The organism is Streptomyces sp. NPDC050732, assembly GCF_040654255.1.
Classification (GTDB): Bacteria; Actinomycetota; Actinomycetes; order Streptomycetales; family Streptomycetaceae; genus Streptomyces.
Map to the genome: position 1 here is coordinate 329,721 of NZ_JBFAHP010000001.1, position 26,739 is coordinate 356,459.

Consider the following 26,739-nt stretch of genomic DNA (forward strand, 5'->3'; position numbering starts at 1 on the left):
AGGCCAGCGGCGCCGCTGGCCTCACAGGGGCAACGCCCGGGCGGGCGGCCGGAGTTCCCGCAAAAGGGACGCCTCTCGATGCCCCCTGCCGGGTGGTGCGGCTTCAGCACGGGACCAAAGTCCCGTCCTTGATCTCATTCGCGTAACCCCGGACGATCACCTTTGGTCGACTTCTACACGTGTGTAAAAGTATGCGCGGCACCCCGGGCGGGGATCCCCTTCGAGGGCTCGGGGTGCCTTCGTATGCACAGAAACGGGAGGGACCCATGAAGAAGAGCACACGGACGGCGCGGCGCACGGTCGGCGGCCTCATCGCGGCGGTGACGGCCGGAGCCGTACTCGGGGCCACGGCCCCCGCGGCCGTCGCAGGCGAGGCGCCGTCGACGGCGGCACGGGCGGCCGCCGTGGTCGAGAAGGCGACCGGAACCGCGGATCTGACCGCGCTCGACGGCCGCCGGGGCAGCGCGCGGACCGACGAGGGGAACGTCACGGTCACCGCGCCCGCGAAGGCCGACGGTGACGTGCTGATCGACGCGCCGAACGCCGACGTGTCACTCGGCGTCACGAAGGCGGGGGGAGTCACCGGCGTCGCGGCCGGCGCGGGAACGGTCGTGTACCCCGACGCCGCACCCTCGACGGACATCGCCGTGCAGCCCACGGCGGACGGCGCCGCCCGCACCCTGGTGACGCTCAAGGACCGGAAGGCCCCGACCACACACGACTTCTCGCTGACGCTCCCCGACGGGGCGCGGCTGATGGAGGACGGAGAGGGTGGCTTCCTGATCGCCAAGAGCCACGGCGAGGACACCGAGGTCCTGGGCGCGATCGACGCCCCGTGGGCCAAGGACGCCAACGGCAGGGCCGTGCCCACCCGTTACCGCCTCGACGGCGACAGGCTGACGCAGACGATCGACGCCGACGCCGACACCGCGTTCCCGGTGGTGGCCGACCCGAAGGTCTCGCTCGGCTGGTCCATCTACCTCCGCTTCAGCAAGAAGGAGGTGAAGGACATGGCCAAGACCCCCATGTACCACTTCGCGGCGACGGCCACCGTCATGGCCTGCGCCAAGATCCCCAACGCGGTGGCGGCGGCGGGCTGCGGCGCCGCCCTGACCGCCCAGGCCGGCTCACTGCGCGGCCAGATGCAGGACGCCGCCAAGGCCAACCAGTGCGTGGAGTGGAAGGTCAGCTACGTGGGCGTCATCACCAACTGGAAGCGCTACAAGTGCTGACGGCGAACGAAGAGAGGAACAGGAACACAGAGATGGCCCCGAAGGCGAGCATGAAGACGAGCACGAAGATGAGCGCGAAGAAGGACCTGCTGGTCCTCACCGTCACGTACCTCGCGCTCGTGGCCGTCGCCTGGGCAGTCATGGACTGGAACACCGCCCGCTGGATGCTCCTGCTGCTCCCGGTACTGCTGGCGGCCCGCGCCCTCACGCTCCGAGGCCGGGGGAGTCACCACACCCCGAGGTGACCGACCCCCGCACGCTGCCCGGGGGACCCGGGGGGCGTGCAGGGACGGCACCCATGGCCCGGCCGAGGGCGGCGCCCAGGACCGTCACTGCCCGTACGTCATGGCCGTACGCCCTGGGATGGAGCGGGCCTCCCCTGGGGTGGAGCCGCCCTCCGACTCCCAGGCCTCCGTACCGGTTCCGGTGCGGAGGCCCGCCCCTGTGGCGGCCGTGAGCTGTCCCGCCGCCTCGGCCGCCATGAGGGCGCTGCCCGCGCGGCGGTCCTGTGGGTCGCAGGCCGCGGCCATGAGCCGGGCGGCGCCGTCCGCGTCGGTCTCGGGAGGGATGATCAACAGGTCCCAGCGCCCTACGCGGTAGGAGCGCAGCATGAGTTGGTGGGCGTCCTGCTCGTCCAGGAACCACCCGACGTTGACCGTATGACCGTGGACCGGCACCCTGTGCGGGATCACCGGCCAGTGGGTGGGATTGACCGTGACGCGCGTGATGCGTCCCCACGGCGCGTCCAACCGGTCGCACAAGGCGGGCAGTTCACGGTTCAGATCCCGCGAGCGGGGCCACCAGGCGCCGTCGACCAGCCCGGACGAAGGACCCGGTGACGGCCCCGTCGGCCCCGACGGCTTCAAGGAGAGGCGGGCGGGCGCGTCGTCGGCGGTGAGGGTGCCCAGGGGGGTGGGCGGGGAGCGTCGTTCGGTGATCACCATCATGGTGTCGACCTGTCCCCGGGCCCGATGCACACGACCCGGTGCTTGGCCGAGGGAGATACCGGCAGAGGAAGCCGGTCAAGAAATGCCCTCGGTACTGTCAGCGTACTCCGGTGGAAGCCCGGATCACGGGTGCGCGACGGCTCCCTGGCTCCTCGGCTTGCCAGGCCCTGGCTCAGGACGCTTTCCGCCCGTCTTCGGCCCGGGCCTCCGCTCCCGTCTCCGCAGGCCACCGGACGGGCATCCGATCACGGCCGCGTCGGGGCTGGCGGGGGAGGCGCGCCGCGTGGCGAAAAGCCCTCGCTGCCTCCTGTCTCCGGCCGTGCGGTGTGCTTCGCTGGCGAGCCCCGAAGGCGGAGCCCGTGGGGCCGGTGGAGGCCGTGGAGACCGCGGAGACCGTGGAGCTCGCGACTGAGCCGGGCCCGGAGATAAGGAGGAGGGCCGTCAGCATGTCCCTGTCGCCCTCGTCGCTCCTCACGCCCCTGCTGGCGGCCGCGTCCTGGCTGACCAGCCCGCTGTCCCCGGACGACTATCTCGGCCTGCTCGACCCGCTGCTGTCGGCGCGGCATCCCGCGGGCCGGGTCACCGCCGTGCGGGCGGAGGGCCCCGCGGCGGCCACCCTCGTGATCCGGCCCGGACGGGGCTGGGCGGGACACCGCCCCGGCCAGTACCTGCCGGTGGGCGTGGAGATCGACGGCGTACGACATTGGCGTACGTACTCCCTCACCTCCCCACCGGACGCGCCGGACGGCACCGTCGCCGTCACGGTCAAGGAGGACCCGCGCGGCCGGGTCTCCCCGCACCTGGTGCGCCGCACGCCGCCCGGCACGGTCCTGCGACTGGGCCCGGCCCAGGGCGAGTTCGTGTTGCCGGACCCGCCGCCCGAACGGGTGCTGTTCGTGACGGCCGGCAGTGGCATCACGCCCGTGATGGGGATGCTGCGCACCCTGGCCCGTCGCCGTCAGGCACAGGCCCCCGACGTCGTACTCCTCCACAGCGCTCCGACACCCGAACAGTGCCTTTTCCACGCCGAACTGACCGACCTCGCGGCCCGGTCGCGCCGGCTCACGCTGCACCTGACGTACACGCGCACGGACGGCCGGCTGACCCCGGACCGTATCGCCGGGCGCTGCGCCGACTGGCGTGACCGGGACGCCTGGGTGTGCGGTCCACCGGGGCTCCTGGCCGCGGCGGAACGGCACTGGGCCGAGCGGGGAGACCATGAGCGACTCCGCCTGGAGCGCTTCCGTCCGGCTCCGCTGCTCCCGCCCGGCCCCGGAGCCACGGGCGGCCGGGTGCGGTTCGGCCGCACCGGCGTCGAGGCGGACGCCCCGGCGGCCGTGCCTCTGCTGGCGCTCGGTGAGGCCGCGGGCGTGGTGCTGCCGTACGGGTGCCGTGCGGGCGTCTGTCACGGCTGTCTCGTCCCGCTCGTGGACGGGAGGGTCCGCGATCTGCGGACCGGTGAAGTGCACGGCGAACCGGGCGGCTTGATCCAGACCTGTGTCAACGGAGCCACGGGCCCACTCGTCCTGGACGTATAGGACCTCCCGAGGAGGCAACTCCCATGGCCACCACCACCCCGACAACAACGACCATCCCCGTCACCGCCGAAGAGACCCCGGAAGGGACGGAAGAGGCAGGCGAAGCGGCACGGGAATACGCCGCACCGCACGCACCGCACGACGCGCACGCAACGCACGCCGCGCGCATCGAGGAACCAATCGAGGAACTGGGAGCGGAACTGGACCGCCTCCGCGCCGAGATCATCGCGGCGCGCGGCAAGGACGACGCCCGCTACATCCGCAAGGTGATCGCCGTCCAGCGCGGCCTGGAGACGGGCGGCCGACTGGCCCTGGCGGTCTCCCTGTTCCCGCCCGCCTGGCTCGCCGGCACCGCCATGCTCACCGTCGCCAAGACGCTGGAGAACATGGAGCTGGGCCACAACGTCCTGCACGGCCAGTGGGACTGGCTGGGCGACCCGGCCATCCACTCCACCACCTGGGAATGGGATTTCCTCACCCCCGCCGACGCCTGGAAGCACACCCACAACCACCTGCACCACACGTACACGAACGTCGTGGGCCGCGACCGGGACCTCGGCTACACCGTCCTGCGCATGAGCCCCGACCAGCCCTGGCGCCCGTTCCACCTGCTCCAACCGCTGTACGCGGGGCTGCTGGCGCCCGTCTTCGAATGGGGCATCGCCCTGTACGACCTGGAGGCCGACGCGGTGCGGGACGGCCGGAAGAGCCCGCGCGCGTTCCTCGTCGACCTGGCGGAGCTGCTCGGCAAGGCGGCACGCCAGTCCGCCAAGGACTACGTCCTGTTCCCGCTGCTCGCCGGCCCGTCCGCGCTGCCCTGCCTGCTCGGCAACCTCACCGCCAACAGCGCACGCAACATCTGGGCGCACACCATCATCTTCTGCGGCCACTTCCCGGGCGAGGTGCGGACCTTCACCGAGGAGCAACTGGAGGGCGAGAGCCGCGCCCAGTGGTACCTGCGGCAGATCCAGGGCTCGGCGAACATCGAGGGCGGCCCCCTGTTCCACATCCTCACGGGCAACCTCAGCCACCAGATCGAGCACCACGTCTTCCCGGACCTCCCCAGCAACCGCTACGCCGAGGTGGCCCCGCGCCTGCGCGAACTGTGCGAGAAATACGGCCTGCCCTACGTCACGGGCCCTCTCCGGAAGCAGTACACATCAATGTGGCACCGCATCCTGCGCCACGCGCTGCCCCGCTGACACGCACTGCCCCGCTGAACCGGCACTCCCTCAGCGCCGGCGACCACCCCCGCGGCCGGACCATCCGGACCCCACACCGGCCGAGTGCGCGGCGAGGAGCGCGAGCCCGACCAGCATGAGACTCGTCGGACTGAAGACCGCCTCGGTCGACGTCTCGGTCGCGTGGATGACGAAGGCGATGACAAAGAGCACGGCCGCACCGAAAGCCAGCATGTGTGTCCTCCTGCCGATGAACGGCGAACCACAGGCCACTCCGGTGGCTGCACCGCTGGCAGCCGTGTACCCCGCCGCCCGGTGATCAGGCAGCCGAAACCCCACCCCCGGACAAACGGAAATCTGTCCTGACTGGGGTAGACATTCGGCTGTGGTGTGGTTACGTTTATCTCGTAGCTGAGATCGACCCGGGCCCGGCAGACACGAACTGCCGGGCGGTAGTACAGGCAGTACCAGGCAGTACCAGTAGTACGCAGGACGGTGCGGCGGTGGAGTCTCGAAGCCAGAGCGTTGCAGGACGGCGACGGGGCTGACGGCCGGACCGGGTGGCCCGCAGTGATCAGGGGCCGCCGTGAACAGATAGTTGATCAAGAGGGAAGAACGGAGGAGCTGAAAGCCATCAGGATCGCCCGGGCGGAATGTAGGCCCGGGTACCGCAGGACATCGTTAGTGAGGTGGTCTCCGGTCACGCAACCGCGATCCCCGCAGTGCCCATCCGTTCTCGGACGGTCACGCGGACACAGAAGGCCGGCGCAGCACTAGGGCCGGCAGATGGTGTGAGCAGTTCCTTCGGGGCCCGGGTGCCAGTACGGCACCCGGGCCCCTCGACGTATGCCCAGAGAGGCGTGATGACAGCAGACCATTCCTTCGGCCGTCTCGACGACGATGATTACCCCGCCTACACGATGGGCCGGGCCGCCGCCATGCTCGGCACCAGCCAGAGCTTCCTGCGCGCCATCGGGGAAGCCCGCCTGATCACCCCGCTCCGATCCGAGGGCGGCCACCGCCGCTACTCCCGCTACCAGCTGCGCATCGCCGCCCGCGCCCGGGAACTCGTCGACCGCGGCACCCCCATCGAGGCCGCCTGCCGCATCATCATCCTTGAGGACCAGCTCGAAGAAGCCCGGCGCATCAACGCCGAATACCGCCGCGCCGCCGAAGCCTCCCCGGCAGCCGCGCTCTGAGGCGACCATCGAGCCACGCACACGCAATGAGGCCCGACCGGCACACGCGCCGGTCGGGCCGCCGCGCGGAGGCGCTTGCTGTCGCAGCGACGTGCCCCCGGACATGAAGAAGCCCCTCACGCGTTTCCGCAGGTGAGAGGCCATGTGCGCCCCCGGCAGGACTCGAACCTGCGGCCAAGCGCTTAGAAGGCGCCTGCTCTATCCACTGAGCTACGGGGGCCGGGTGTGGCCGGGTGGCAGGGGGTTCGGATGTGGGGGTGATCCGTGACCTTGCCGGGGACAAGGATAGGGCTCCCGGGGCCCTGTCCCTGGTGCTTCGCCTCCGCGCCGTGATGTGGAGGTTCGGTGAAGCGGTCCTGATAATCGCAGGCAGGTGCGAATCTCGCATCGCTTTTGGCGTCTCGCGCCCCGGGTGTTGTGCACTCGTTATGCCTGCGCCCCAGTCGCCCCTTCCATCCCCTGTGTCCGATCGGCGCGCAGAGACGCCCATATGCTTCAGAAAGCCGCCAAAATTGGGCATTCTTCGCATGTGGTGACCTTGGACGTACGGCCTCAATTGCTTGACGCACTCTCCGCCCTGCGCGAGCGTGTAGCCGCCGCACGCTTTCCGCTCCCCCTGCCAGGGGCGCCACGCGCGCGTGCCAACCGGGACGAGTTGCTGGCACAGCTCGATGACTATCTGGTGCCCCGGCTCAGGGCACCCGAAGCGCCCCTGCTCGCCGTCATCGGCGGATCCACCGGCGCCGGCAAGTCCACCCTCGTGAACTCCCTGGTGGGGCGGCAGGTCAGCGAGGCGGGTGTGCTGCGGCCCACCACGCGTACGCCGGTGCTCGTGTGCCACCCGGACGATCACCACTGGTTCTCGGGGATGCGGATCCTGCCCGACCTCACGCGCGTGTGGGTGCCCCGGCAGGACCCCGGGGAGGGCGGCGACGGGGACGACGAGGGCGACGGCGAAGAGGACGTACAGGCGCTCGTCGGCGAGGACGAGCGGGCCCTGCGGATCGAGACCGCGCACAGCATGCCACGCGGCCTCGCCCTCCTCGACGCCCCCGACATCGACGCGCTCGCCGCCGACAACCGCGTCCTCGCCGCCGAACTGATCTCCGCGGCCGACGTGTGGGTCATGGTCACCACCGCCTCGCGGTACGCCGACGCCGTGCCCTGGCATCTGCTGCGTACCGCCAAGGAGCACGACGCCACCCTCGTCACGGTCCTCGACCGCGTGCCGCACCAAGTGGTGACCGAGGTGTCACGGCAGTACGGGGCGCTGCTCGCCAGGGCGGGCCTCGGCGACGTGCCGCGCTTCACCGTGCCCGAGCTGCCCGAGTCCGCGGGCGGCGGCGGGCTGCTCCCCGCCACCGCCGTCGCCCCCCTGCGCGCCTGGCTCACCCACCGCGTCCAGGAACCCACGGCCCGCGCCCAGGCCGTCGCACGCACCGCACGGGGCGTCCTGCGGTCCCTCGACTCCCGGCTGCCGGAACTGGCGAGCGCCGTCGCCGCCCAGCACGCCGCCGCGCTGCGGCTCACCTCCGCCGTCGACGACGCGTACGAGAACGAGCACGCGCGCGTGCACCGGCGGCTCCAGGCGGGCGGTGTGCTGGCCGGTGGCGCCCTGAAGCGGTGGCGCAGCTACCCGCTCGACTGCGGGGCCGGGGAACTCCTCGACGCCATCGCCGAGAGCCTGGAAGCGCTGCTGCTGTGCGCCGTCACCGCCGCCGACGAGCGCATCGACGAGGCCTGGCGGCGCGAACCTGCCGCGGGCGCCCCGGGCCTCGCCGACCGCGACCCGGAGGCGGAGAGCGCCGAACACCGCATCGGGATGGCCGTCCGCAGATGGCGGCGCGTCCTGGAGGAGTACGCCGAGGACGAGGTGCGCGGGCTGGAAAGGGTCGACAAGAACGCCCTTCCCGACCCCGAAGTCGTCGCCGCGCTGCTCGCCACGGCGCTGCTCGGCGGGCGCCGGGCGCGTTCGGCCGGCGAGGTACTCGCCGAGCGGATCGGCGCCCAGGGTGCGGTCCGGCTCCTCGACCGCGGCGGGCGCCTGCTGACCGAGTACCTGGAGAAGGTCCTCGCCGCCGAACGGGAGCGGAGGCTCGCCCCTCTCGACGCCCTCGAAGTGCACTCCGAACCCCAGGCGGAGCTCATTGCCGCCCTGTCCGTACTGCAGAAGGAGAGGTGACCGCGGTGACCGCTGTCACTGATCACGCCGATCGCGCCGATCACCCCGGCCCCGGCGACCGGACCGACCACGAGAGGCGCAAGGAGTCCCCCGGCAGCGAGGGCGGGGGGGAAAGGGCCTGGGACGACGGACTGATCGCGCGGCGCGTTGCGGGCGGCTCACGGGGCTCCCGCACGGGCGCGGACAGCGGTACGAGTACGAGTACCGGTACCCGCAGCGGCACCAGCATCAGCACCGGTACTGGCACCGGCGCCGACACGGGAATCCGCTCGTACGCCCCCTCAAGCACCCCCACTTCTTATGAAGCACCCCTGCGCGCCCGGCTCGACGCGCTCCGCGAACTCGTCGGGCTCTCCCGCACCCGCCTCGACAGCGGCACGCTCGCCGAGGCCGGCCGGATCCTGGACGAAGCGGCCGCCCGGCGCAGGCTCTCCGAACGGCACACCGTCGTCGCCATCGCGGGCGCCACCGGAAGCGGCAAGTCCACGCTCTTCAACTCACTCGCCGGTGTGATGATCTCCGACACCGGCGTGCGCAGGCCCACCACGGCCGCACCCATCGGATGCAGCTGGACGGACGGTGCGGCGGGGCTCCTCGACCGGCTCGGGATCCCCGGGAGGCTGCGCCGCCGGCCGCTCCAGGGTCCCGGCGCCGACGAACTCCAGGGCCTCGTACTCATCGACCTGCCCGACCACGACTCGGCGGTCGGCGAGCACCGCGAGCAGGTCGACCGCATCCTGGCCCTCGTCGACGCCGTCATCTGGGTCGTCGACCCCGAGAAGTACGCCGACGCGATGCTCCACGAACGCTATCTGCGGCCCATGGCCGGGCACGCCGAAGTCACCTTCGTGGTGCTCAACCAGATCGACCGCCTCCCCGGAGACGCCGCCGACCAGGTCCTCGACGATCTGCGGCGGCTCCTCGACGAGGACGGCGTCGCGCTCGGCGAGCACGGGGAACCGGGCGCCACAGTGCTCGCGATCTCCGCGCTGACCGGCGCGGGAATGGGCGAACTGCGCGAGACGCTCGGCCAGTTCACCCAGGAGCGCGGCGCGGCGGCCCGCCGCATCTCCGCGGACCTGGACGCCGCCGCGGAACGGCTGCGTCCGGTGTACGTCTCGGAGGCGCGCGGCGGCCGGAACCGCGGGCGGATCGGGCTCAGCGAGGAGGCGCGCGACGAGTTCGCCGACCAGCTCGCGGAAGCGGTCGGCGCCACCGCCGCCGGGGACGCGGCGGAGCGCGCCTGGCGCAGACACGCGGGCAAGGCGTGCGGCGACCCCTGGCTGCGGCTGTGGCGCCTGTACGAGGCCCGGCGCTCCCCGCAGGGCGTCCTGACGCCGACCGCCCACGTCCCCACCGACGAGGAGGCGACGGCGCGTCAGCGCGTGGAGCAGGCCGTGCGCACGGTCGCCGACCAGGCGGCGACGGGCCTGCCCGCGCCCTGGGGCCAGGCGGTGCGGGAGGCGGCGGTGCGCGGCGCCGAAGGGCTGCCGGAGGCGCTCGACGAGCTGGCGGTGACGGCGGGCGTGCCGACCGGGCGGCCGCCGCGGCCCGGCTGGTGGCCGGTCGCGGTCCTCGCCCAGGCGGCGATGACGCTGCTCCAGATCGTGGGCGGGCTCTGGCTGGTGGGGCAGATCATCGGGATCGCCGCGCCGAACCTGGGTGTGCCGGTGCTGCTGATGCTGGCGGGGATCGTGGGCGGCCCGTGCGTGGAGTGGCTGAGCCGGATGGCGGCGCGGGGGCCCGCGCGCCGGTACGGCTACGACGCGGAACGGCGGCTGCGGGATGCGGCCGCCGGATGCGGGCGGGCGAGAGTCCTCGATCCGGTGGCGGCGGAGCTGCTGCGGTATCGCGAGGTCAGGGAGCAGTACGTGCGGGTGACGGGGGCGCGTTCCTCGATGGGGTGACGGAGTTTTCCACAACCGGGTGGTTGCCCACAGGGCTCAGCGGGATCGGCGGGACCGGTGCAGTCTGAGATCGCGGCCGTGAGAGCGCGGCGGCGGACACGGACGAGCGGGGGAGAGGTTCGACGATGAACGAGACCTTGGTGACGGTGGTGGGGAACGTGGCGACGACTCCGGTGTACCGGGAGCTGCCGTCGGGACCGGTGGCGCGGTTCCGGCTCGCGGTGACGTCGCGGTACTTCGACGCCGCGAAGAACACGTGGAACGACGGACACACCAATTTCTTCACGGTCTGGGCCTGGCGGGCGCTCGGCACGAACGTGCAGGGATCGGTGTCCGTGGGTGAACCGGTCATCGTGCAGGGCCGGTTGAAGGTCCGCGACGAGGAGCGGGGCGGGCAGCACTGGACGTCGGCGGACATCGAGGCGGTGGCCGTCGGACACGATCTGTCGCGCGGCACCGCCGCGTTCCGCCGGGTGGGCCGGGCCAACCCGACGCTGACGGAACCGACGACCGGTCGGGACGAACGCACCGCCGGGGAACGGGAGAAGGAGCCGGCGCCGACGGGGTGACGGATCGGCGAACCGATGGCGTTGATTTGTCGATAAGCCCAGCTCGGAGCGGTTGTTGGGGATAACGATTCCGAGTCGGATCCGCTGTCCCATGAGATGCGTGGGGTTCGTGATCCACCGCTTCCTTAGGATGCCGGACGTAGCTCACGGGGCAGTCGGCAGGAGATGCCACGCAGGTGGCAGGCGCTCCTGCCCCTTTCAGTCTGCTGGCGGGACCACCCCCCACGTTGTGAACGGGTCCCGCCCGGAGGGGAATTCAGTGTTTTCTGCGTTGTCCATACGTAGCCGACGCGTCGTTCGGTTCGCCGCGGTGACCGTGTCGGCGGGCCTGGCCGTGGCGGGCGGAGTCGCCCTCGCGGGCCCGGCCGCGGCGGAAGAGGTGCCACAGCACCGGGGCGGCGCGATCGCGACGCTGGGCGGGCTGCAGACGTACGACCAGGCGGTCGTCCGTGACAACGGCAGCTCGCAGCAGGTGCCCGCCGGACTCTTCGAGATGTCCGTGGAGGGCGGCGGCACCCTGCAGACGTACTGCATCGACATCCTGAACCCCACGCAGAAGGACGCCAAGTACCAGGAGACCCCCTGGAGCGGCACCTCGCTGAACGGCAACCGTGACGCGGGCAAGATCCGCTGGATCCTGCAGCACTCCTACCCGCAGGTGAACGACCTCGCGGCGCTGGCCCGCAAGGCGGGCGTGGGCTCCCTCACCGAGCAGACCGCCGCGGCCGGCACCCAGGTGGCGATCTGGCGGTACTCCGACGGCGCCGAGGTCGACGCCCTCGACCCGCAGGCCGAGAAACTCGCCGACTACCTGTACAAGAGCGCGCGCGGCAGCGCGGAGCCCAAGGCCTCGCTGACGCTGGAGCCGCCCGCCGTGTCGGGGCGTGCGGGGGAGCGGCTCGGCCCGGTCACCGTGCGGACCGACGCCGAGTCGGTGACGGTGACGCAGCCCGCGGACTCCGCGGCGAGCGGCGTGAAGGTCGTCGCCAAGAACGGCAAGGCGGTGCAGTCCGCCGGCGACGGCAGCCGCCTCTACTTCGACGTCCCGAAGGACGCGCCGGACGGTTCGGCCGCACTCTCCGTGCAGGCGTCGACCACCGTGCCGGTCGGCCGGGCCTTCGCCTCCGAGACCAGGAGCCAGACGCAGATACTCGCGGGCTCCAGCGAATCGACGGTGTCCGCGACGGCGACCGCGGACTGGGCCGCCGAGGGCGCGCTGCCCGCGCTCTCCGCGGAGAAGAACTGCGCCGAGAGCGGCATCGACATCACCGCGGTCAACAAGGGCGACAAGCCCTTCACCTTCCGCCTGATGGGCTTCAAGCACACGATCAAGGCGGACTCCTCACAGACCGTGACGATCCCGCTGCAGGAGGACCAGCCCTACGACTTCACGATCAAGGGGCCGAACGGCGTCGAGAACCGCTTCAAGGGCGTGCTCGACTGCCGGACGGCCGGCGACACGACAGGCACCAAGGCCCAGCCCGTCTCCGAGCCGAGCCCCGCGTCGGCGGGCGGCACCTCCGGCGGCGGCGACCTGGCCGAGACCGGCAGCTCCACCAACACCCCGATGATCCTCGGCATCGCCGTGACACTCGTCGTGCTGGGCGGCGCAGCGGTCTTCCTCCTCCGCAAGAAGGACGACCCGGCCCGAGCGGCGGCCCCCTCCACCTCGCCGGAGGAGTGAGGCACCGGCGGCCCCGCAGTCCCGGCGGACAACCATCCGGTTTCCGCCGGGGGGTGGACGTCAGGCAAGATGGGGTGTTTTTGCCGAGCCCGATCATGCAACTGGCCCCTGACCAGCGGCAGAACCGCTAACCAGGGGCCAAGTGCGGGCCATGGGCCGTCTGTGGGCCGTCAGGCCGCCGAGGCGAGGACCAGAGCGGGCCTTCGCAGGAAGACGGCGGACACGGCCGTCCGCGTCCGGGCCTCACTGCTCGGCATCAGGTGCGTATAGATCCGCAGCGTGAAGCCGGGATCGGAGTGCCCCAGGTAGACACTCAACGCCTTGATGCTCTCACCGGCATCCAGAAGCACCGAGGCGTAGAAGTGCCGCAAGGCGTGCATGCCGTCGTCCGGCGCGGCCGCATAGCGCTTCTCGCCGGGACCCTTGGGCGGGATGACGCCCGCGAAGGCCAGAGCGGGCTTCCAGACGTAGTCATCGAAGTAGCTGCGCCAGATGGCCTTTCCGACACCGCTGGTGAAGACGAGCCTTCGCGTCACCAACGGCCCGTCCGGCGTCTTCCACGGCAAGGCGACTTCGACCGGCGGGAAGCGCTCCATGTGCTCGCGAAGCCCCGTCGCCACAACAGGGCTGAGCGGCGTATCCCGGAGCTTGCCCCGCTTAGGCGGAGCGAAGACCAGCGTGCCGCGTACGCGCTTGATCTGCTGGCGGACGTGCACCCAGCCGGTGTCGAAGTTGATGTTCTCCTCAGCGAGGCCGAACACCTCTCCTTGGCGGAGTCCGCAACCACCGCCCGCGTCCACCGTGGCGGCATACCGGTCGGGCAGCCCCGCACGAACGGCGAACACCCGCTCTTCGGGCCAGGGCTGGATCAGCCGGGGTTCAGGCTCGGGAGCCTTGACCGATTGGGCGTGGCAGGGATTGGCCCTGATCACTCCGTCATCAACCGCAGCGTTGAACAGCGACGACACCGAGTCGTAGATGGCCCGGCGGTACGTGGCGTTGGGTAGTGCCAAGGTGAGCGTGTTCAACCAGGTGCGCATGTGCTCGGGCTTGAAGGAACCCATGGGCCGCGTACCCAGGTAGGGAATCGCATGCAGCCGGATGCGCCTGTCCACGACTTCCTGACTGCCCAGGTCTGTGGTCAACCCCGCTAGCCACTTCATGGCGTACTCACGAAACGTGATCTGCCCGGCCTTCGGGTCAATGAACTGGCCCGTGTCCATGTCGGCCTTGACCCGCGTCAACCACTTCTCGGCGAGTCCCTTTTGCCGGTCGGGGAAGCTCTTGGACTGTTCCGTGCCGTCGGGGCCTACGTACCGGGCGCGGTACCGCAGACCAGTGCCGTAGCGGTCAGACTTGACCTTGCGGGTACGGCCGTCAGGACCCGTTTCGACCTTGTACCAGCGGTCTTGGATGTGTCCGGCCATCAGGCAGCGGCCCCCTTGATCTGGGAGTCCACCCAGGCGCGTACGTCGTCGGGGTCGAATCGGAGATGCCGACCAACGCGGAAGCCGCGGGGGCCCGTACGCTTACGGCGCCATTGATAGACCGTCTCAACGCTGGGCAGCTCGAACATCTCCACCAGGTCGTCAGGAGTCAAGAAGCGGCGGGGAAGCGGAGTCGCCATGGTCACTCCTCCCCCTCGGCACCGCCATTGGCCTGCTCTTCGCGGGCCAGTTCACGGTTCTGTTCAATGTCGCGGCGGATGTTGGCGGCCAGCCAGGATTCACCGGGGGTGTGGCCATGCCCAGCGTAGGTCCAGTGGGCGAGGGTGAGCACGGTCGCTTCGGGGTGGTCGTCGGGGTCGGGCAGGCCGAGGGTTTCGCGTTGCTGTGCGGCGCGGTAGTCGGCGCGGACCTGTCGGAGGGCGCCGAGGGTGGTGGAGTAGTAGCGGGACTTCGTACTGAAGTGGCCCCGGAAGCCGAGCATGTGAGCCCAGCGGGCGAGCCCGCGTTCTGGGTAGGCGGCATGTAGGTCGGCGCAGGCATGTATGAGGCGGCGTGCGTGGTCGGGTACGTCGAGGGTGCGCAGGTCGGCGCCGATGCCGGTGCCCTCGCAGGAGGTGCACAGGACGGGCGTGCCGTCCGTGCGGCGGACGTGCGGATAGCCCCCGCTACCGCCGCAGGCTCGACAGCACACGGACCGGTCCACGGTCCCGGTCGTTTCGGCGGCCTTGGTGGCGTACTTGGCCACGTAGGAGGCCACCGCCTGTTCGGTGAGGTCTTCGCCGTGGCCGAAGGCGCCGATGGGCTGCACGTCGAGCTGGGTGCCCCAGCGCAGGGTTCGGGCCGGTTGGTCACCGGACGGGGGCACGTCGACCTGGACGCGGGCCGCGGCGGCCCGGATCGCGTCATCGAGCAGGGCGAGGGTGGCCCAGGCCGGGGGCGGGGAGTCGGGCCCTTCGGGACCGTCGAAGCGGATGACGGCATGGAAGTGCACGGCCCCGCGCTTCTGGTACTCGGCGACCTTGCCGAAGGAGACCCGGCAGGCTTCGCGGGCGGCTTTCAGGGTCAGTCCGGCCCGGCGTGCGATCTCGCGGCGGAGGTAGATCGTGAAGTAGCGCCACAGGTCGGAGGCGTGGTTGTTCCACAGCACCGCCCCCGCGTAGTCGTAAGTGGCCGTATCCAGGGCGGTGCCGAGTTCCGGGGCGTCTTCACCGTGGTGTTGTCCGCAGCGGCAGGGCCGGTTGCCGGGCCGGTTGTGGACGGGGCCGAAACTGGGGGCGGTGAGGGTGACGAAGACGCGGGGGTGTTCGCGGATGGTGGGTGGGGTGCCCTTGGCCGGGTCTCCGACGAGTCCGGCGCGGATCAGGTGGTAGGTGTCGCCCGCATAGGTCCAGGCGCAGGAGGGGCAGCGTGAGGCACGGCGGTTGCCGCAGGCCACCCGGAGCATGCCGCCGGGTTCGTGGTCGGTGGTGTAGGCGTGCAAGACGGTCTTGGTGGCCGGGTCGATGGTCTTGGTACCGCCGGTCAGCCGGATCGGGTCGGCGCATCCCCCGGTGCGGCGGATCTGCTCTTGCCAGCGGTCGAAGCCGTCGGCCGCGGCCACCCTCAGCACGTCGGTGAGGGTGGCCGGGTCGAGGCCCGCCAGGGTGGCGGTGTCGGTCATGCGATCACCGACCGGCCTTGGCGAGCGTGGCCGGGGCGGTGTGGCCGGTGCCGTTGCAGGTACGGCAGGTGGCGCGGACGGTCACGCGGGAGCCGTCGCGGTGACGGTCGCCGGTGGTGATGGCCACCACGGGGAAGCCGTCACAGTTGCGGCAGACCGGACGGTTCGGGGCGTGCTGCGGCATGATGGAGGAGCCCTTTCGGATCGTTGATCAGGAAAGTGGTGGAGCCGTCCGGGGCGGCGGAAGTTTGGCGACCGAGGCCGCCCCGGAGGGCCGTTACTTGTAGCGGCGGGCCTTGGACCGCGCGGGCCGGGGCCGGGGCCGGATCGGGTGTCGGCGGGGCGATCGGCCTTTGGTGATCGGCCGGGCACTGCCCCTCTTCGAGCTGCGATTGAGGGTGTAGCTCAGGCCGCACGTGGCCGACAGGACCGCGATGATCGATGCGGCGATGACTTGGACGACGAAGGCAATCACCAGCAGGATGAGCACGGTCCCCGCGGTGATGACCAGGGTCAGCAGGATCGGGCCCTTGTAGGAGCGGGGCGCTTCCTGCACGAGCACGATCGACTTGGGATCGGTGCCGGGCGGACAGCGCTGGTAGAGCTCGGTGGGGATGTGTCCGGCGCGGAACTGTTCGTCGGGCAGTTGCATGGGACTGCTCCTTGTCAGACCGTGCAGCGGTGCGTACGGGCGGCGAGCTCAGCGGCGGAGCGGTCGTGGTATTCCGCGGAGAAGCCGCAGCGGGGCGCGGTGCAGGCCGCGGAGTGCCTGTCGTGGCCGCGTCCGTCGTGGAAGGTGGCGACCTTCGCCGGACCGAACCGGCGGACGTCGCGGAAGCGGCGGTGAACGGGCATGGTGGATCTCCTCTCAGCTCAGGCGAGTTGCGTGACGATGGTGGTGGCGAGTGCTTCCGGGACGCCCAGGCGGGCGCGCAGGGTGGCCGCGTCGATCCGGTTTCCGGTCCGGGCGTGGTGCTCGGTGGCGACCTTGCGGGCGTGCTCGATGAGCGCCGGAGGAACCTCAGGAGCCGATGCTTCGGGCAAGGCCGGGGCCGGGTCCGGTACAGGGATCTCTTCGGGTTCCGGAGCCGGGTCCGGGGAGGGAATGTCGGGTGCGGGGGACGGGGCTGCGGGCGCCGGCGGAACCGGCACCCGGTCCCCGGCGGGGATGGGTGGGTGGGCCAGGAGTGTGCCGCCGAGGAAGGCCAGCGCGGGCCATCCGGCGACGCCGAACCGCAACCAGGCCGGGGGATGCTGCATGTCGAGGAATCCGGCGGTGGCGACGTTGGCGCCGAGTGAGGCGACCAGGGCGACCAGGAACCAGCACCAGGCCAGCCGGGACGGCCCACCGCTACGCAGCCGACGCCAGGCGGCGACCAAGAGCAGGTCGACCGAGATCGGGTAGGCCCAGGCCTTCCAGCCGTCCTGTCCGGCGGCTGCGGCCAGGTCATGCAGGTGGGCGAAGGACAACGCACCAGCGATCACGGCTTGCACGAGCACCGCGTCCAGACGGATCGAGCGGGTCATGTCCTCACCTCCTTCCGCGGGGTTGAGCCGGGGGTGGGGCGGGGCGTCGTGTCCGGCCGCCCGGCCCCGGCAGGCTTCATTGGGTGGCTTCGCCCGAGCCCCAGCACGTCGTGCACAAGGCGGTTTGTTCGTCGGTGGTGGCGCGGCCCTTACGGGTGCCGACCCGGACGGCTTCGGTGATCTCGCCTTTGCCCTTGCAGTCCGGACACTTCTTCACGCGGGGCCTGCGAGCGGCCATGAGGTGATCTCCCAACTGGCGTGCGGCATGGGTGGGGTAGGGACCTGGCGTGAGGCGGTCACGCCGACCGGGGAGGCGGGAGGGGTCGTTACTCGGTGACCGGCCGCGGAGCGACTCGCGGCGTCGCGGGCTCCGGTACGGGCTCGGAACGAACGACCGGCCGGAATGGGGCCAAGAAAGCCAGCTCAGGAGTGAGGTGAGCAAACTCCTGGCAGACGGCCGCAGCCTCAGCGGGGGTCATGGCAGGGGTGCGGATGCGGGACCAGCCGCCGGAGGAGTCCCCGGCCACCGCGACGCCGGGACGGTCCGGCGGGATCGTCGTCACGGCCTGAACCGCTTCGGGGGCGATATCACCCAGACCCATGTCACCGGTCTGCTTGTCATTGACGCGATGGACGACGCGGCCGGTGAGCTGGGCGCGGAGCGTGGTGGCGCCCCTGCCTAGTTCGGAGCCGAAGCGCTGCCCGCAGACCTCCAGGTAGATGCCGATCGCCCGGGCCATCTGGGAAAGGCGAACCATTTGCATGACCATGCGGTCCCGGCGTTCCTCATCCCTCTTCGCGGCCACCAGGAAGAGTTCGGCTACCTCGTCGACCAGGACCACCAGCGGCACCGGCCGGACCCGTTCGGGGAGGTCCCACAGGTCCGAGACGCCGTGCAGGCTGAGCAGGTCGAAGCGGTCTTCCATCTCGCAGACCAGCACATCCAGCAGTTGCCCGGCTTCTTGCGGGGTGGTCGCCAGGGCCGACAGGCGAGGCGCGTACCGGCTCTGTTCCACACCGCGCTTGCAGTCGATCCCGACCAGGCCCACCGGCAGTTTCGCGAGCCCGGCCACCAGATTGCGCTGGTACATCGACTTCCCCGACTGGTTGGCGCCCAGCGTCAGGCCGTGCGGCACCTTGGCATAGTCCCGGGCGAACACCGAGCCGTCCTCCCGTAGTGCGACGGCGACGACCATCGGGCCCTCAGCCTTGGAGCGGCGCGGCATGCGTACCCGGTTGAGCACGTCATAGCCGGTCATCCGCAGTTCGACGAAGCCCGGTCGGGTCTCTCGCACGATCACCGAGCGGACTCCCCAGGCGTGCCGCAGCCGTTCCGAGGAAGCCGCCACATCCGCCGGTTCCAGCCCCGCGGGAAGTCGTAGCAATATCCGCAGTCCGGTCGAGGTGGGCCGCACCCGGCGGACCTTCGGAGGCTGAGGCCGGACCTCCCGGCGGGTCAGGTTCCGTGTCATGAACGCCCGCATGCCCGAGGGCTGCACCGTCAGCCCGCATACCTCCATCGTGGACCGGTAGGTCAGGATGAACCGGCCCCAGGTCAGCGGCAGGCCGATCAGTGACCAGTACACGCGCGGCGCACAGGCCTTCGCGAAGGCGAGTCCACTGACGCTGGCCGCGACTACGGCGAGCAGTAACCAGGTTCCAAGGTCCATGGTCAGGACCCCGCGGTAATCGCGACCGCACGGAAGCTGATCCCGTGCCGCTTCTGGCCGTTGAACTCGTTCTCCCAGTCACGCGCCTTGAGGCCGACCACCGAGACCGGCGTGCCCGGCGTCAGGTCCTGCGGGATCCCCGTTTCGGGCACGGTCACCTGGTAGAGGTTGCCCTCTCCCTCGTCCGAGACCAACAGGCCCACGGTCGACATGCCCGCGCCGGTCTCCCGGTCCACGGCCCGCTCCCCGGTCTTCTTGTTGACCATCTTCGGCTCCGGCGCGGTCGCCACGAACACGATGGCAGTCGAGAGATCGATCTTGAAGGACGGCATAGAGCACTCCTTGAGTCAGACCCAGCGAGAGCATGGGTCGCAGCTTCTCTACGAAAGTAGGCGCAGAAAAACTGTGAGTCAAGAAGTTCTGCGAGTAGCAGTGCGGCTGCATCTCTGCGACTCTGAACGTGACACTTAAGGAGGACCACATGACCAGCGGTTTCGGCCTCGTCGTCCGGTTCGAGCTGCGCGACGCAGAGGCGGCAAAAGCCTTCGATGCTCTGGTAGAGGAGACGCTGAAGGGCATCCGAGCGCACGAGCCGGGCACGCTTCTCTACGTCGTTCACGCAGTGCCGGACGAGCCCAACACCCGGTTGTTCTACGAGCTGTATGCCGACCGAGCCGCGTTTGACCAGCACGAGCAGCAGGAGCACACCCGCCGCTTCCTGGCAGAGCGGGAGAAGTACGTGGCCGAACTGTCTGTCACCTTCGTCCAGAGCCAAAGCTCAGCCGGGGTGTGGACGTGACGCCAGAAGAGCGACGAGCCTTCGGCGCACGGGTCGCTGGTCTGCGCGAAGAGCGCGGCTTCACTCAGAAGCAGTTGGCGGCCGAGATCGGACGCACCGCAAGTTGGCTATCCCAGGTGGAACGCGGCATCCAGCCGGTCAACCGACTGGATGTGTTGCGCCTGTTGGCGGATGGCCTCGGAGTCTCCGTACAGGAGTTGCGAGCCGACGCACCGGCGGAGGCGCCTGTGGAGGAACCCGCTGTCGAGATTCCCAACGATCTCGACCAGGCCCGGTTGGTCATCTCGGGGCATCCCGTTCCAGAGGTCATTCTTGATCCAGCCACCCCCGGACCCGCCAACGTGGAGGAGCTGCAACTCGCGGTGGACAGGGTGTGGGAATTGACCCACGCGAACGAGTTCGCGGAGTTGAGTTCAATGCTGGGGCCGCTAGTGCCGCGAATCGAGCGTGCCGCGCGGACTTCCGCACTGAGTGAGCAAGGGAGGCTCTGGGGTCTGCTGAGCCGGACTTATCAGGCTCTCGCCGCAGCATTCGTACGACAGGATGAGGCGGATGCCGCGTGGGTAGCGGCTGACCGTGCCATCCGAGCGGCCGAGCAGTCGGGTAACCACCTGGACGTGTTTGCGAGTGTCTTCCGACTGTCTCAGGCTTTCGTACGGCTCAAGCACCTTGACCAGGCCGAACACTCCGCAACCACAGCCCTCAATGCGCTGGAACGGCACTACGACGAAGCCGCAGAAGAGCCCAAGGCGCTGTCGGTCATCGGGGCACTGCACCTAGCGTTGGCTCTTATTCACGCAAGAGCAGGAGAGCGGGCCCGGGCACGGCAGGAGATGAAGAGAGCGCGAGAGGTTGCCGCCAAACTGGGGGAGGATCGGAACGACTTCAATCTGGAGTTTGGGCCGACCAACGTAGAGATCCAAGCCGTCTCGATCGCAGTCGAGCTTGGGGATGCTGGCGAAGCCATTGAGGTCGGCACTGCGCTAGACACGTCTGCCCTGTCCTTGGAGCGCCGAGCCCGACTGAACATGGATCTTGGCCGCGCTTATGGGCAGAGGCGTCAAGTCGGCGAAGCCTTGGGGGCGCTGCTGGACGCGGAGGCACTGTCTCCCGACCTGATCCACACCCACGTAGCAGCCAGGGACACAATCCGAGACCTTCTTCTTTTCGCCGGTCGCACAGCGCCCCCGGAGCTGAAGGAGCTTGCCGAACGGGCGGACGCACGTCCCTGAGCTGTTACAAGTTTCTCTACCTCATCAAGTTTCTCTACCTCATCAAGGCCCCGCCCGATGGGCGGGGGAGGGTGTCCCGCCCTTGCTCCCGGGGGCTCCGACCCGTGAAGTCCGGCCGATGCCTCAGCCGTGGCGCACCCTTAGATGAACAGACGCCCTTAACTACCGCACGGGGGCCTACAGCCCTCCCACGCTCCACCTTCCCCTAGGTCAGCACCACAGCGGCGGCACGGCACCTTCGGCCCGTCGAGGCCCAAGGCCCAGGCCTGCCGGGAAGGGGATGGGAGTCTCTTGGCCTTCGGCCATCCGGAGCGCTGGCCCCACAGCTCTTCCGGCCGCCGCTACAGGGATCACACCCCACCGGCCCACACGCGGGCCGGTGGGGGCTCGGGGGCTCGGGGCTTCGCTCCTGCCTTCGGCCCGCGCCGCCCCGGCCCCCGGCCCCCACCACCTATCGATGCCTTGGGATGATCCTGTTCCACGCTCTGGCCCGCCGAGGGCCGATGCCCCGGATCGAGCCTGATTCCCCATCCCACCCCAACGCCCTGTCCTTGTGCCCCACAGCGCCAAGGTCCCGGCACGAGCAGGTACCGCCCCGGTGATCGGCAATGCAAGGTTGGCCACGGGCCCCTACAAGACGCTTTGGGGATCAAAAGCAGGTGCGCCACGGCTGAGGCATCGACCGAACCCCCAGGCCGCCGTAGGGAGGGGCGGTGGGGGCTGGGGCGGTCGGCTCCACGGCTTTAGGCAGCCACTTTGGGGCGAGCCTCTAAGATCATGGCCCCGATTCGGACCTTGCGGGCAGGTCCACTGACTGCCCGAATCGCGATGAGCTTAAGGGGCCATGATCACTCGCCCCAAAGCAGCTCCCGCCCAAAGCCGCTCCACCAGCCACGTAGTTCGGGCACCAACTAGAACTGAGGCCTGCTAGGAATCCAGCATGGATGCAGCTCTTGTAGGACTGCTGGGCACGAGCATCGGTGCTGTCACGGGCTTCGGCGGTGCATGGCTGGCTCAGCGCGGCCAACTACGGCTCTTCCGCGAGCAGCGCTCGTATGAGTCCGAGGTCCGGTGGGTGAACGAGAAAAGGGAGCTGTATCGCGATCTCTTGATGGCTATGTATGGCTGGCGCGATGCCCTGATAAGCATCTGGCGGGATGAGGGCTCGGACGCGCTCTTTGACACTCGGGACGAGGCGATCAAACTGAGCCTTGAAGTCGCACTGATCGCTAGGTTTCCTGCAAGAACCGCTGTGCAGGAGGCTCATGCAGCACTGCTAATGGCCCAGCTGGGGATCTTGCCACGTGCACAGCGAACGCCTGGGCCGCCACCGCTTGGCGACGTCTGGCGCAAGCTGACAGCCATGGAGGAGGCGCTACGGTCGGAGCTCATGCAGGTGTGACCTCTTCCGGATGGCCGTGCCGCAGGCATGCCAGACACAGCGAAGAGCTGCACACCGCCGGGCCGTCTGTGGGCCGTGCGAGGTGGCTCAAGAGCACCTACCGACGACAAGCAGTGACAGATCAACTACGGAAGCTGTTCGCGAACGCACAGGTCACGGGCCCCCGACCATACTGGTTTCCTCCGGGGGGTGGCCGTCAGGCAAGATGGGGTGTATCTGCCCACTCACTGATTGCCGGACGGTTTCTCTTGGCTGAGTACATCTACACCATGCGCAAGACGCGCAAGGCGCACGGCGACAAGGTGATCCTCGACGATGTCACCTTGAGCTTCCTTCCTGGCGCGAAGATCGGTGTCGTGGGCCCCAACGGCGCCGGTAAGTCCACGGTGCTGAAGATCATGGCCGGCCTGGAGCAGCCGTCGAACGGCGACGCGTTCCTCTCGCCGGGGTACACCGTCGGCATCCTCATGCAGGAGCCGCAGCTCGACGAGTCCAAGACCGTCCTGGAGAACGTCCAGGACGGCGCCGCCGAGATCATGGGCAAGCTCAAGCGGTTCAACGAAGTGGCCGAGCTCATGGCCACCGACTACTCCGACGACCTCATGGAGGAGATGGGCAAGCTCCAGGAGGACCTGGACCACGCCAACGCGTGGGACCTGGACGCCCAGCTCGAACAGGCCATGGACGCGCTCGGCTGCCCGCCCGGCGACTGGCCCGTCACCACCCTCTCCGGTGGCGAGAAGCGCCGTGTCGCGCTCTGCAAGCTCCTCATCGAGGCGCCCGACCTGCTGCTCCTCGACGAGCCCACCAACCACCTCGACGCCGAGTCGGTGAACTGGCTGGAGCAGCACCTCGCGCAGTACGCGGGTTGCGTCATCGCCGTCACCCACGACCGGTACTTCCTGGACAACGTCGCGCAGTGGATCCTGGAGCTCGACCGCGGCCGCGCCATCGCCTACGAGGGCAACTACTCCACGTACCTGGAGAAGAAGCAGTCCCGTCTCAAGGTCGAGGGCCAGAAGGACGCCAAGCGCGCCAAGCGGCTCAAGGAAGAGCTTGAGTGGGTGCGGTCCAACGCCAAGGGGCGGCAGGCCAAGTCCAAGGCGCGTCTGGCGCGGTACGAGGAGATGGCCGCCGAGGCGGACAAGATGCGGAAGCTGGACTTCGAGGAGATCCAGATCCCGCCGGGCCCGCGACTGGGTTCGATCGTCGTCGAGGTCGAGAACCTGTCGAAGGCTTTCGGTGACAAGGTCCTCGTCGACGACCTCAGCTTCTCGCTGCCGCGCAACGGCATCGTCGGCATCATCGGTCCGAACGGCGCGGGCAAGACCACGCTGTTCAAGATGATCCAGGGCCTGGAGCAGCCGGACTCCGGCAAGATCAAGATCGGTGACACGGTCAAGGTCAGCTACGTCGACCAGGGCCGCGCCAACATCGACCCGAAGAAGACCCTCTGGGCCGTCGTGAGCGACGAGCTCGACTACATCAACGTCGGCCAGGTCGAGATGCCCTCGCGGGCGTACGTCTCCGCCTTTGGATTCAAGGGCCCGGACCAGCAGAAGCCGGCCGGGGTGCTCTCCGGCGGTGAGCGCAACCGCCTCAACCTGGCGCTGACCCTCAAGGAGGGCGGCAACCTGCTCCTCCTCGACGAGCCGACGAACGACCTGGACGTCGAGACCCTGTCCTCGCTGGAGAACGCGCTCCTGGAGTTCCCGGGCGCGGCTGTGGTCATCTCCCACGACCGGTGGTTCCTGGACCGAGTGGCCACGCACATCCTGGCGTACGAGGGCGACTCCAAGTGGTACTGGTTCGAGGGCAACTTCGAGTCGTACGAGAAGAACAAGGTCGAGCGCCTGGGCGCCGATGCGGCCCGTCCGCACCGCGCCACCTACAAGAAGCTCACGCGAGGCTGAGGCGGCTGTGGCTCGACACATATACCAATGCCCGCTGCGCTGGTCGGACATGGACGCCTTCGGGCACGTCAACAACGTCGTCTTCCTGCGGTATCTGGAGGAGGCACGCATCGACTTCATGTTCCGTCTCGCGCCCGGTGACGGGTCGCCGTCGTTCTCCGGCGGGTCGGTCGTGGCCCGGCACGAGATCGACTACGTACGGCCGTTGGTGCACCGGCACGAGCCGGTCACCGTCGAGTCGTGGGTGACGAAGATCGGTGCGGCGTCGCTGACCATCGCGTACGAGATCAAGGACGCGGACCAGGTGTATGTGCGGGCCTCGACCGTCGTCGTGCCCTTCGACCTGGAGGCGCAGCGGCCGCGGCGGATCACCGCCGAGGAGAGGTCGTTCCTCCAGGAGTACGTCGACGACGGTGCCGACAGTGGCTCGGGGGCGCTCGCCGCATGACCGCGCGGCTCCACTTCGCCGATGCCGGGGAGGCGGCGGACCTCGCCGCCTTCCTGGCCAGGCTGATCCACTACGACAAGGCAGCCGCCGTACGGCTGCAGGCCGCCGGGGACACGCTCGCCGTGTTCGGGCGGCCGCCGTCGTTCGAGGTGCTCGTCGTCCGGACGGCGCGGCTCGCCAAGCCGTACGAACACGGGCTCGACACCGCGCTGGACGTCACCGTGTCGGCCGGTGAGTTCCTGGAGCGCGTCGGTGAGGCGGCGGAATCCGCGGGGGCGGCGGGGATCGCCGGCGTCCCGGAGGCCGTCACCGGGCCGCCGTGGGCGGGCGTGCTGCCGCCGCGCGGCGGCTGGCGGCCCGAGCCGGGGCTGCCGGCTCCGGACGCGGTGCGGTCCCTGGTCAAGCAGGCCGTGGCCGAATTCCGGTCCCGCGTCGAGGAGTTGCCCGCCGAGCGGCGGGTGCGGTCCGAACTCGACCGGGTGGGGCGGGAGATCTGGTCCCGGCCCGTCGGCGACACGGAACTGCCCGTACGGGCCGCGCACGCGGCGCAGACCCTGGGATTCCTGCGCGGAGAAGCGCTGGCGCTGCTGTCGTCCGGGGCGTGGCTGCGGTTGCGTACGGCCTATGGATCCGTCGTCGTGCGCCGGGCGGGTGCTTCGGGGCTCTCCGTCACACCCGCCTAGCCGCTGTTCCCGGGCCGGAGGTCAGCCCTCGGAGTTGACCATGGACGCCGCCGCGTACGTCAGATAGTTCCAGAGCGTGCGCTCGTGCTCCTCGGAGAGGCCGAGCTGGTCCACCGCCGCGCGCATGTGCTTCAGCCAGGCGTCGTGCGCGGCCCTGTCGACCGTGAACGGCGCGTGCCGCATGCGCAGCCGGGGGTGGCCGCGGTTGTCGCTGTACGTGCGGGGGCCGCCCCAGTACTGCATCAGGAAGAGCGCCAGGCGCTCCTCGGCGGGGCCCAGGTCCTCCTCCGGGTACATCGGTCGCAGCAGCGGGTCCTCCGCGACCCCCTGGTAGAAGAGGTGCACCAGGCGTCGGAAGGTCTCCTCGCCGCCGACCTGTTCGTAGTAGGTCTGCTCCTGAAGCGTGCCGCGCGGGATCTCGTTCACGCGTTCCATGGTCTCAGACGGGACGGCCGAGTACGGAAGGCTTAGGACCATCGCCTCGCATCGGCGGCGACGGCGCAGCACAGTGGACCCATGGAACCCGATCCTGTGCTGCTCGCCGAGGCCCGGACCGCCCTCGTGCGCGAGATCGAGGCGAGCGGGGTCTGGCGGGACGACCCCGGCTGGCGGGAGTCGTTCAGGGCCGTGCCGCGGCACCTGTTCGTGCCCTACTACTACCTGGGCGTGGTCGGCGGATACGAGCGGCTGTGGGGCGAGGACCCCGACGACCGGCGCCGTACCCGCTGGCTGCGCGGCGCCTACGCGGACGCCCCGCTCGCCACCCGGGTGCGCGACGGGGAACTCGTCTCGTCCAGCAGCCAGCCGTCCCTGATGGCGAAGATGCTCGTCGAACTGGACGTACGCGAAGGCGACAGCGTACTGGAGATCGGCGCCGGCACCGGCTACAACGCCGCCCTGCTCGCCCACCGCCTCGGCGACGACCACGTCACGACCGTCGACCTCGACCCGGAGATCACGGAGTCCGCGCGGCGGCACCTGACGGCCGCCGGGTACCGCCCCGCCGTGGTGACCGGCGACGGCGCGGCCGGCTGCCCCGAGCGCGCGCCCTACGACCGGATCATCGCCACCTGCACCATGAGCTCGGTGCCCGGGGACTGGCTCGCCCAGTGCCGCCCCGGCGCCCGCATCCTCGCGCCCCTGGCCACGGGGCTGGTCGCGCTGACCGTACGGGACACGGAGCACGCCGAGGGGCGCTTCCTGCACACGCCCGCCTACTTCGTGCCGCTGCGCGGCGGCGGCGCGAGGGCCCCGCAGGAGCAGCACATCGGCGGACTGCCGCGCAAAGCGCTGCAGAACGAGCTGTTCCGCTTCCTCCTGGAACTGACCGCGGGCAGCCTCGATCCGCACGAAGCGCTCGCGCTGTGGCAGCGCGAGGGGCGGCCGGTGCGCGAGCGCTTCGGGATCACGGTGAGCGGGGCGTACGAATGGGCCTGGCTGGACGACCCCGAAGGGCCGTACGTCTGGCCGCTCTGACGGCCGTCCCCGACGGCTCGCCCCTGTCCCGCCCTTGTCTCG

Annotated in this window: 29 protein-coding genes and 1 tRNA gene; 16 read left to right on the forward strand and 14 right to left on the reverse strand. The window is 70.0% G+C overall.

The window, feature by feature from the left end; genetic code table 11:
- The first annotated feature begins 266 nt into the window (after nt 1-266).
- Nucleotides 267-1,232 carry a hypothetical protein gene (locus AB0H82_RS01460; protein WP_362987519.1) on the forward strand — a complete coding sequence of 322 codons (966 nt, stop codon included), beginning with the start codon at nt 267-269 and terminating at the stop codon, nt 1,230-1,232.
- Between the two features lie 50 nt (nt 1,233-1,282).
- Nucleotides 1,283-1,477: a hypothetical protein gene (locus AB0H82_RS01465; RefSeq protein ID WP_362987521.1), complete on the forward strand. Its 195-nt coding sequence runs from the start codon at nt 1,283-1,285 to the stop codon at nt 1,475-1,477.
- Between the two features lie 84 nt (nt 1,478-1,561).
- Here AB0H82_RS01465 and AB0H82_RS01470 read toward each other — a convergent pair whose 3' ends face one another.
- On the reverse strand, nt 1,562-2,176 hold the full coding sequence (locus tag AB0H82_RS01470) for a DUF5994 family protein (protein ID WP_362987731.1): 615 nt from the start codon (nt 2,174-2,176) through the stop codon (nt 1,562-1,564).
- Nucleotides 2,177-2,625: 449 nt separating this feature from the next.
- Here AB0H82_RS01470 and AB0H82_RS01475 point away from each other — a divergent pair, with 449 nt between their 5' ends.
- The gene (locus AB0H82_RS01475; RefSeq protein WP_362987523.1) at nt 2,626-3,717 is read left to right on the forward strand and encodes a ferredoxin reductase; all 1,092 of its coding nucleotides are present in this window, start codon (nt 2,626-2,628) and stop codon (nt 3,715-3,717) included.
- A gap of 23 nt (nt 3,718-3,740) precedes the next feature.
- Nucleotides 3,741-4,919 (forward strand): acyl-CoA desaturase, encoded by a 1,179-nt coding sequence (locus AB0H82_RS01480; protein ID WP_362987525.1) that lies wholly within the window; start codon nt 3,741-3,743, stop codon nt 4,917-4,919.
- A gap of 30 nt (nt 4,920-4,949) precedes the next feature.
- On the opposite strand, the gene AB0H82_RS01485 is transcribed toward AB0H82_RS01480, so the two are convergent.
- Complete coding sequence (locus AB0H82_RS01485; RefSeq protein ID WP_362987527.1) at nt 4,950-5,132, reverse strand: hypothetical protein; 183 nt, start codon at nt 5,130-5,132, stop codon at nt 4,950-4,952.
- Nucleotides 5,133-5,761: 629 nt separating this feature from the next.
- Between AB0H82_RS01485 and AB0H82_RS01490 the strand changes: the two genes are divergently transcribed.
- Nucleotides 5,762-6,097 carry a MerR family transcriptional regulator gene (locus AB0H82_RS01490; RefSeq protein ID WP_362987529.1) on the forward strand — a complete coding sequence of 112 codons (336 nt, stop codon included), beginning with the start codon at nt 5,762-5,764 and terminating at the stop codon, nt 6,095-6,097.
- Nucleotides 6,098-6,244: 147 nt separating this feature from the next.
- On the opposite strand, the gene AB0H82_RS01495 is transcribed toward AB0H82_RS01490, so the two are convergent.
- A tRNA-Arg gene (locus tag AB0H82_RS01495) sits at nt 6,245-6,317 on the reverse strand.
- 270 nt (nt 6,318-6,587) lie between these two features.
- On the opposite strand from AB0H82_RS01495, the gene AB0H82_RS01500 reads away from it, so the two are divergent.
- From AB0H82_RS01500 to AB0H82_RS01515, 4 genes are all read left to right on the forward strand, one after another.
- The gene (locus AB0H82_RS01500) at nt 6,588-8,279 is read left to right on the forward strand and encodes a dynamin family protein (protein WP_362987531.1); all 1,692 of its coding nucleotides are present in this window, start codon (nt 6,588-6,590) and stop codon (nt 8,277-8,279) included.
- A gap of 5 nt (nt 8,280-8,284) precedes the next feature.
- On the forward strand, nt 8,285-10,186 hold the full coding sequence (locus tag AB0H82_RS01505; RefSeq protein WP_362987533.1) for a GTPase: 1,902 nt from the start codon (nt 8,285-8,287) through the stop codon (nt 10,184-10,186).
- 125 nt (nt 10,187-10,311) lie between these two features.
- Complete coding sequence (locus AB0H82_RS01510; RefSeq protein ID WP_362987535.1) at nt 10,312-10,755, forward strand: single-stranded DNA-binding protein; 444 nt, start codon at nt 10,312-10,314, stop codon at nt 10,753-10,755.
- A gap of 271 nt (nt 10,756-11,026) precedes the next feature.
- Nucleotides 11,027-12,439 carry a Cys-Gln thioester bond-forming surface protein gene (locus AB0H82_RS01515; RefSeq protein ID WP_362987538.1) on the forward strand — a complete coding sequence of 471 codons (1,413 nt, stop codon included), beginning with the start codon at nt 11,027-11,029 and terminating at the stop codon, nt 12,437-12,439.
- 170 nt (nt 12,440-12,609) lie between these two features.
- Here the strand turns inward: AB0H82_RS01515 and AB0H82_RS01520 are convergent, their stop codons facing one another.
- From AB0H82_RS01520 to AB0H82_RS01565, 10 genes are all read right to left on the reverse strand, one after another.
- The gene (locus AB0H82_RS01520) at nt 12,610-13,866 is read right to left on the reverse strand and encodes a site-specific integrase (protein WP_362987539.1); all 1,257 of its coding nucleotides are present in this window, start codon (nt 13,864-13,866) and stop codon (nt 12,610-12,612) included.
- Nucleotides 13,866-14,066: a helix-turn-helix domain-containing protein gene (locus AB0H82_RS01525; protein ID WP_362987541.1), complete on the reverse strand. Its 201-nt coding sequence runs from the start codon at nt 14,064-14,066 to the stop codon at nt 13,866-13,868. Before AB0H82_RS01525 ends, AB0H82_RS01520 begins: the two co-directional genes overlap by 1 nt.
- A 2-nt stretch (nt 14,067-14,068) precedes the next feature.
- The gene (locus AB0H82_RS01530; protein WP_362987543.1) at nt 14,069-15,547 is read right to left on the reverse strand and encodes a replication initiator; all 1,479 of its coding nucleotides are present in this window, start codon (nt 15,545-15,547) and stop codon (nt 14,069-14,071) included.
- 4 nt (nt 15,548-15,551) lie between these two features.
- Entirely contained in the window at nt 15,552-15,731 is a 180-nt protein-coding gene (locus AB0H82_RS01535) for a hypothetical protein (protein WP_362987545.1), read from the reverse strand.
- Nucleotides 15,732-15,824: 93 nt separating this feature from the next.
- Complete coding sequence (locus tag AB0H82_RS01540; RefSeq protein WP_362987547.1) at nt 15,825-16,199, reverse strand: hypothetical protein; 375 nt, start codon at nt 16,197-16,199, stop codon at nt 15,825-15,827.
- Between the two features lie 14 nt (nt 16,200-16,213).
- The gene (locus tag AB0H82_RS01545; protein ID WP_362987549.1) at nt 16,214-16,402 is read right to left on the reverse strand and encodes a mobile element transfer protein; all 189 of its coding nucleotides are present in this window, start codon (nt 16,400-16,402) and stop codon (nt 16,214-16,216) included.
- Nucleotides 16,403-16,420: 18 nt separating this feature from the next.
- Nucleotides 16,421-17,074, reverse strand: coding sequence for a DUF2637 domain-containing protein (locus tag AB0H82_RS01550; protein WP_362987551.1), 654 nt, complete (start codon nt 17,072-17,074; stop codon nt 16,421-16,423).
- 76 nt (nt 17,075-17,150) lie between these two features.
- Nucleotides 17,151-17,312 carry a hypothetical protein gene (locus AB0H82_RS01555; RefSeq protein ID WP_362987553.1) on the reverse strand — a complete coding sequence of 54 codons (162 nt, stop codon included), beginning with the start codon at nt 17,310-17,312 and terminating at the stop codon, nt 17,151-17,153.
- Nucleotides 17,313-17,400: 88 nt separating this feature from the next.
- Entirely contained in the window at nt 17,401-18,744 is a 1,344-nt protein-coding gene (locus tag AB0H82_RS01560; RefSeq protein WP_362987555.1) for an FtsK/SpoIIIE domain-containing protein, read from the reverse strand.
- Nucleotides 18,745-18,746: 2 nt separating this feature from the next.
- The gene (locus AB0H82_RS01565) at nt 18,747-19,076 is read right to left on the reverse strand and encodes a hypothetical protein (RefSeq protein ID WP_362987557.1); all 330 of its coding nucleotides are present in this window, start codon (nt 19,074-19,076) and stop codon (nt 18,747-18,749) included.
- A gap of 149 nt (nt 19,077-19,225) precedes the next feature.
- Between AB0H82_RS01565 and AB0H82_RS01570 the strand changes: the two genes are divergently transcribed.
- The 6 genes from AB0H82_RS01570 (at nt 19,226) to AB0H82_RS01595 (ending at nt 25,221) form a co-directional block, all read left to right on the forward strand.
- Nucleotides 19,226-19,543 carry an antibiotic biosynthesis monooxygenase gene (locus AB0H82_RS01570; RefSeq protein WP_362987559.1) on the forward strand — a complete coding sequence of 106 codons (318 nt, stop codon included), beginning with the start codon at nt 19,226-19,228 and terminating at the stop codon, nt 19,541-19,543.
- Entirely contained in the window at nt 19,540-20,775 is a 1,236-nt protein-coding gene (locus tag AB0H82_RS01575) for a helix-turn-helix transcriptional regulator (RefSeq protein WP_362987561.1), read from the forward strand. Before AB0H82_RS01570 ends, AB0H82_RS01575 begins: the two co-directional genes overlap by 4 nt.
- A 940-nt stretch (nt 20,776-21,715) precedes the next feature.
- Nucleotides 21,716-22,177: a hypothetical protein gene (locus AB0H82_RS01580; RefSeq protein ID WP_362987563.1), complete on the forward strand. Its 462-nt coding sequence runs from the start codon at nt 21,716-21,718 to the stop codon at nt 22,175-22,177.
- Nucleotides 22,178-22,425: 248 nt separating this feature from the next.
- The gene (gene ettA / locus AB0H82_RS01585; protein WP_362987565.1) at nt 22,426-24,090 is read left to right on the forward strand and encodes an energy-dependent translational throttle protein EttA; all 1,665 of its coding nucleotides are present in this window, start codon (nt 22,426-22,428) and stop codon (nt 24,088-24,090) included.
- 7 nt (nt 24,091-24,097) lie between these two features.
- Nucleotides 24,098-24,538, forward strand: a complete 441-nt coding sequence (locus AB0H82_RS01590; protein WP_362987566.1) for a thioesterase family protein — start codon at nt 24,098-24,100, stop codon at nt 24,536-24,538.
- Nucleotides 24,535-25,221, forward strand: coding sequence for a hypothetical protein (locus AB0H82_RS01595; RefSeq protein ID WP_362987567.1), 687 nt, complete (start codon nt 24,535-24,537; stop codon nt 25,219-25,221). The genes AB0H82_RS01590 and AB0H82_RS01595 overlap by 4 nt, the downstream gene beginning before the upstream one ends.
- 21 nt (nt 25,222-25,242) lie before the next feature.
- Here the strand turns inward: AB0H82_RS01595 and AB0H82_RS01600 are convergent, their stop codons facing one another.
- A complete protein-coding gene (locus tag AB0H82_RS01600) occupies nt 25,243-25,656 on the reverse strand; it encodes a globin (RefSeq protein ID WP_362987569.1) in 414 nt (137 codons plus the stop codon).
- Between the two features lie 81 nt (nt 25,657-25,737).
- Here AB0H82_RS01600 and AB0H82_RS01605 point away from each other — a divergent pair, with 81 nt between their 5' ends.
- Nucleotides 25,738-26,697, forward strand: coding sequence for a methyltransferase domain-containing protein (locus AB0H82_RS01605; protein ID WP_362987571.1), 960 nt, complete (start codon nt 25,738-25,740; stop codon nt 26,695-26,697).
- Nucleotides 26,698-26,739 lie beyond the last annotated feature (42 nt).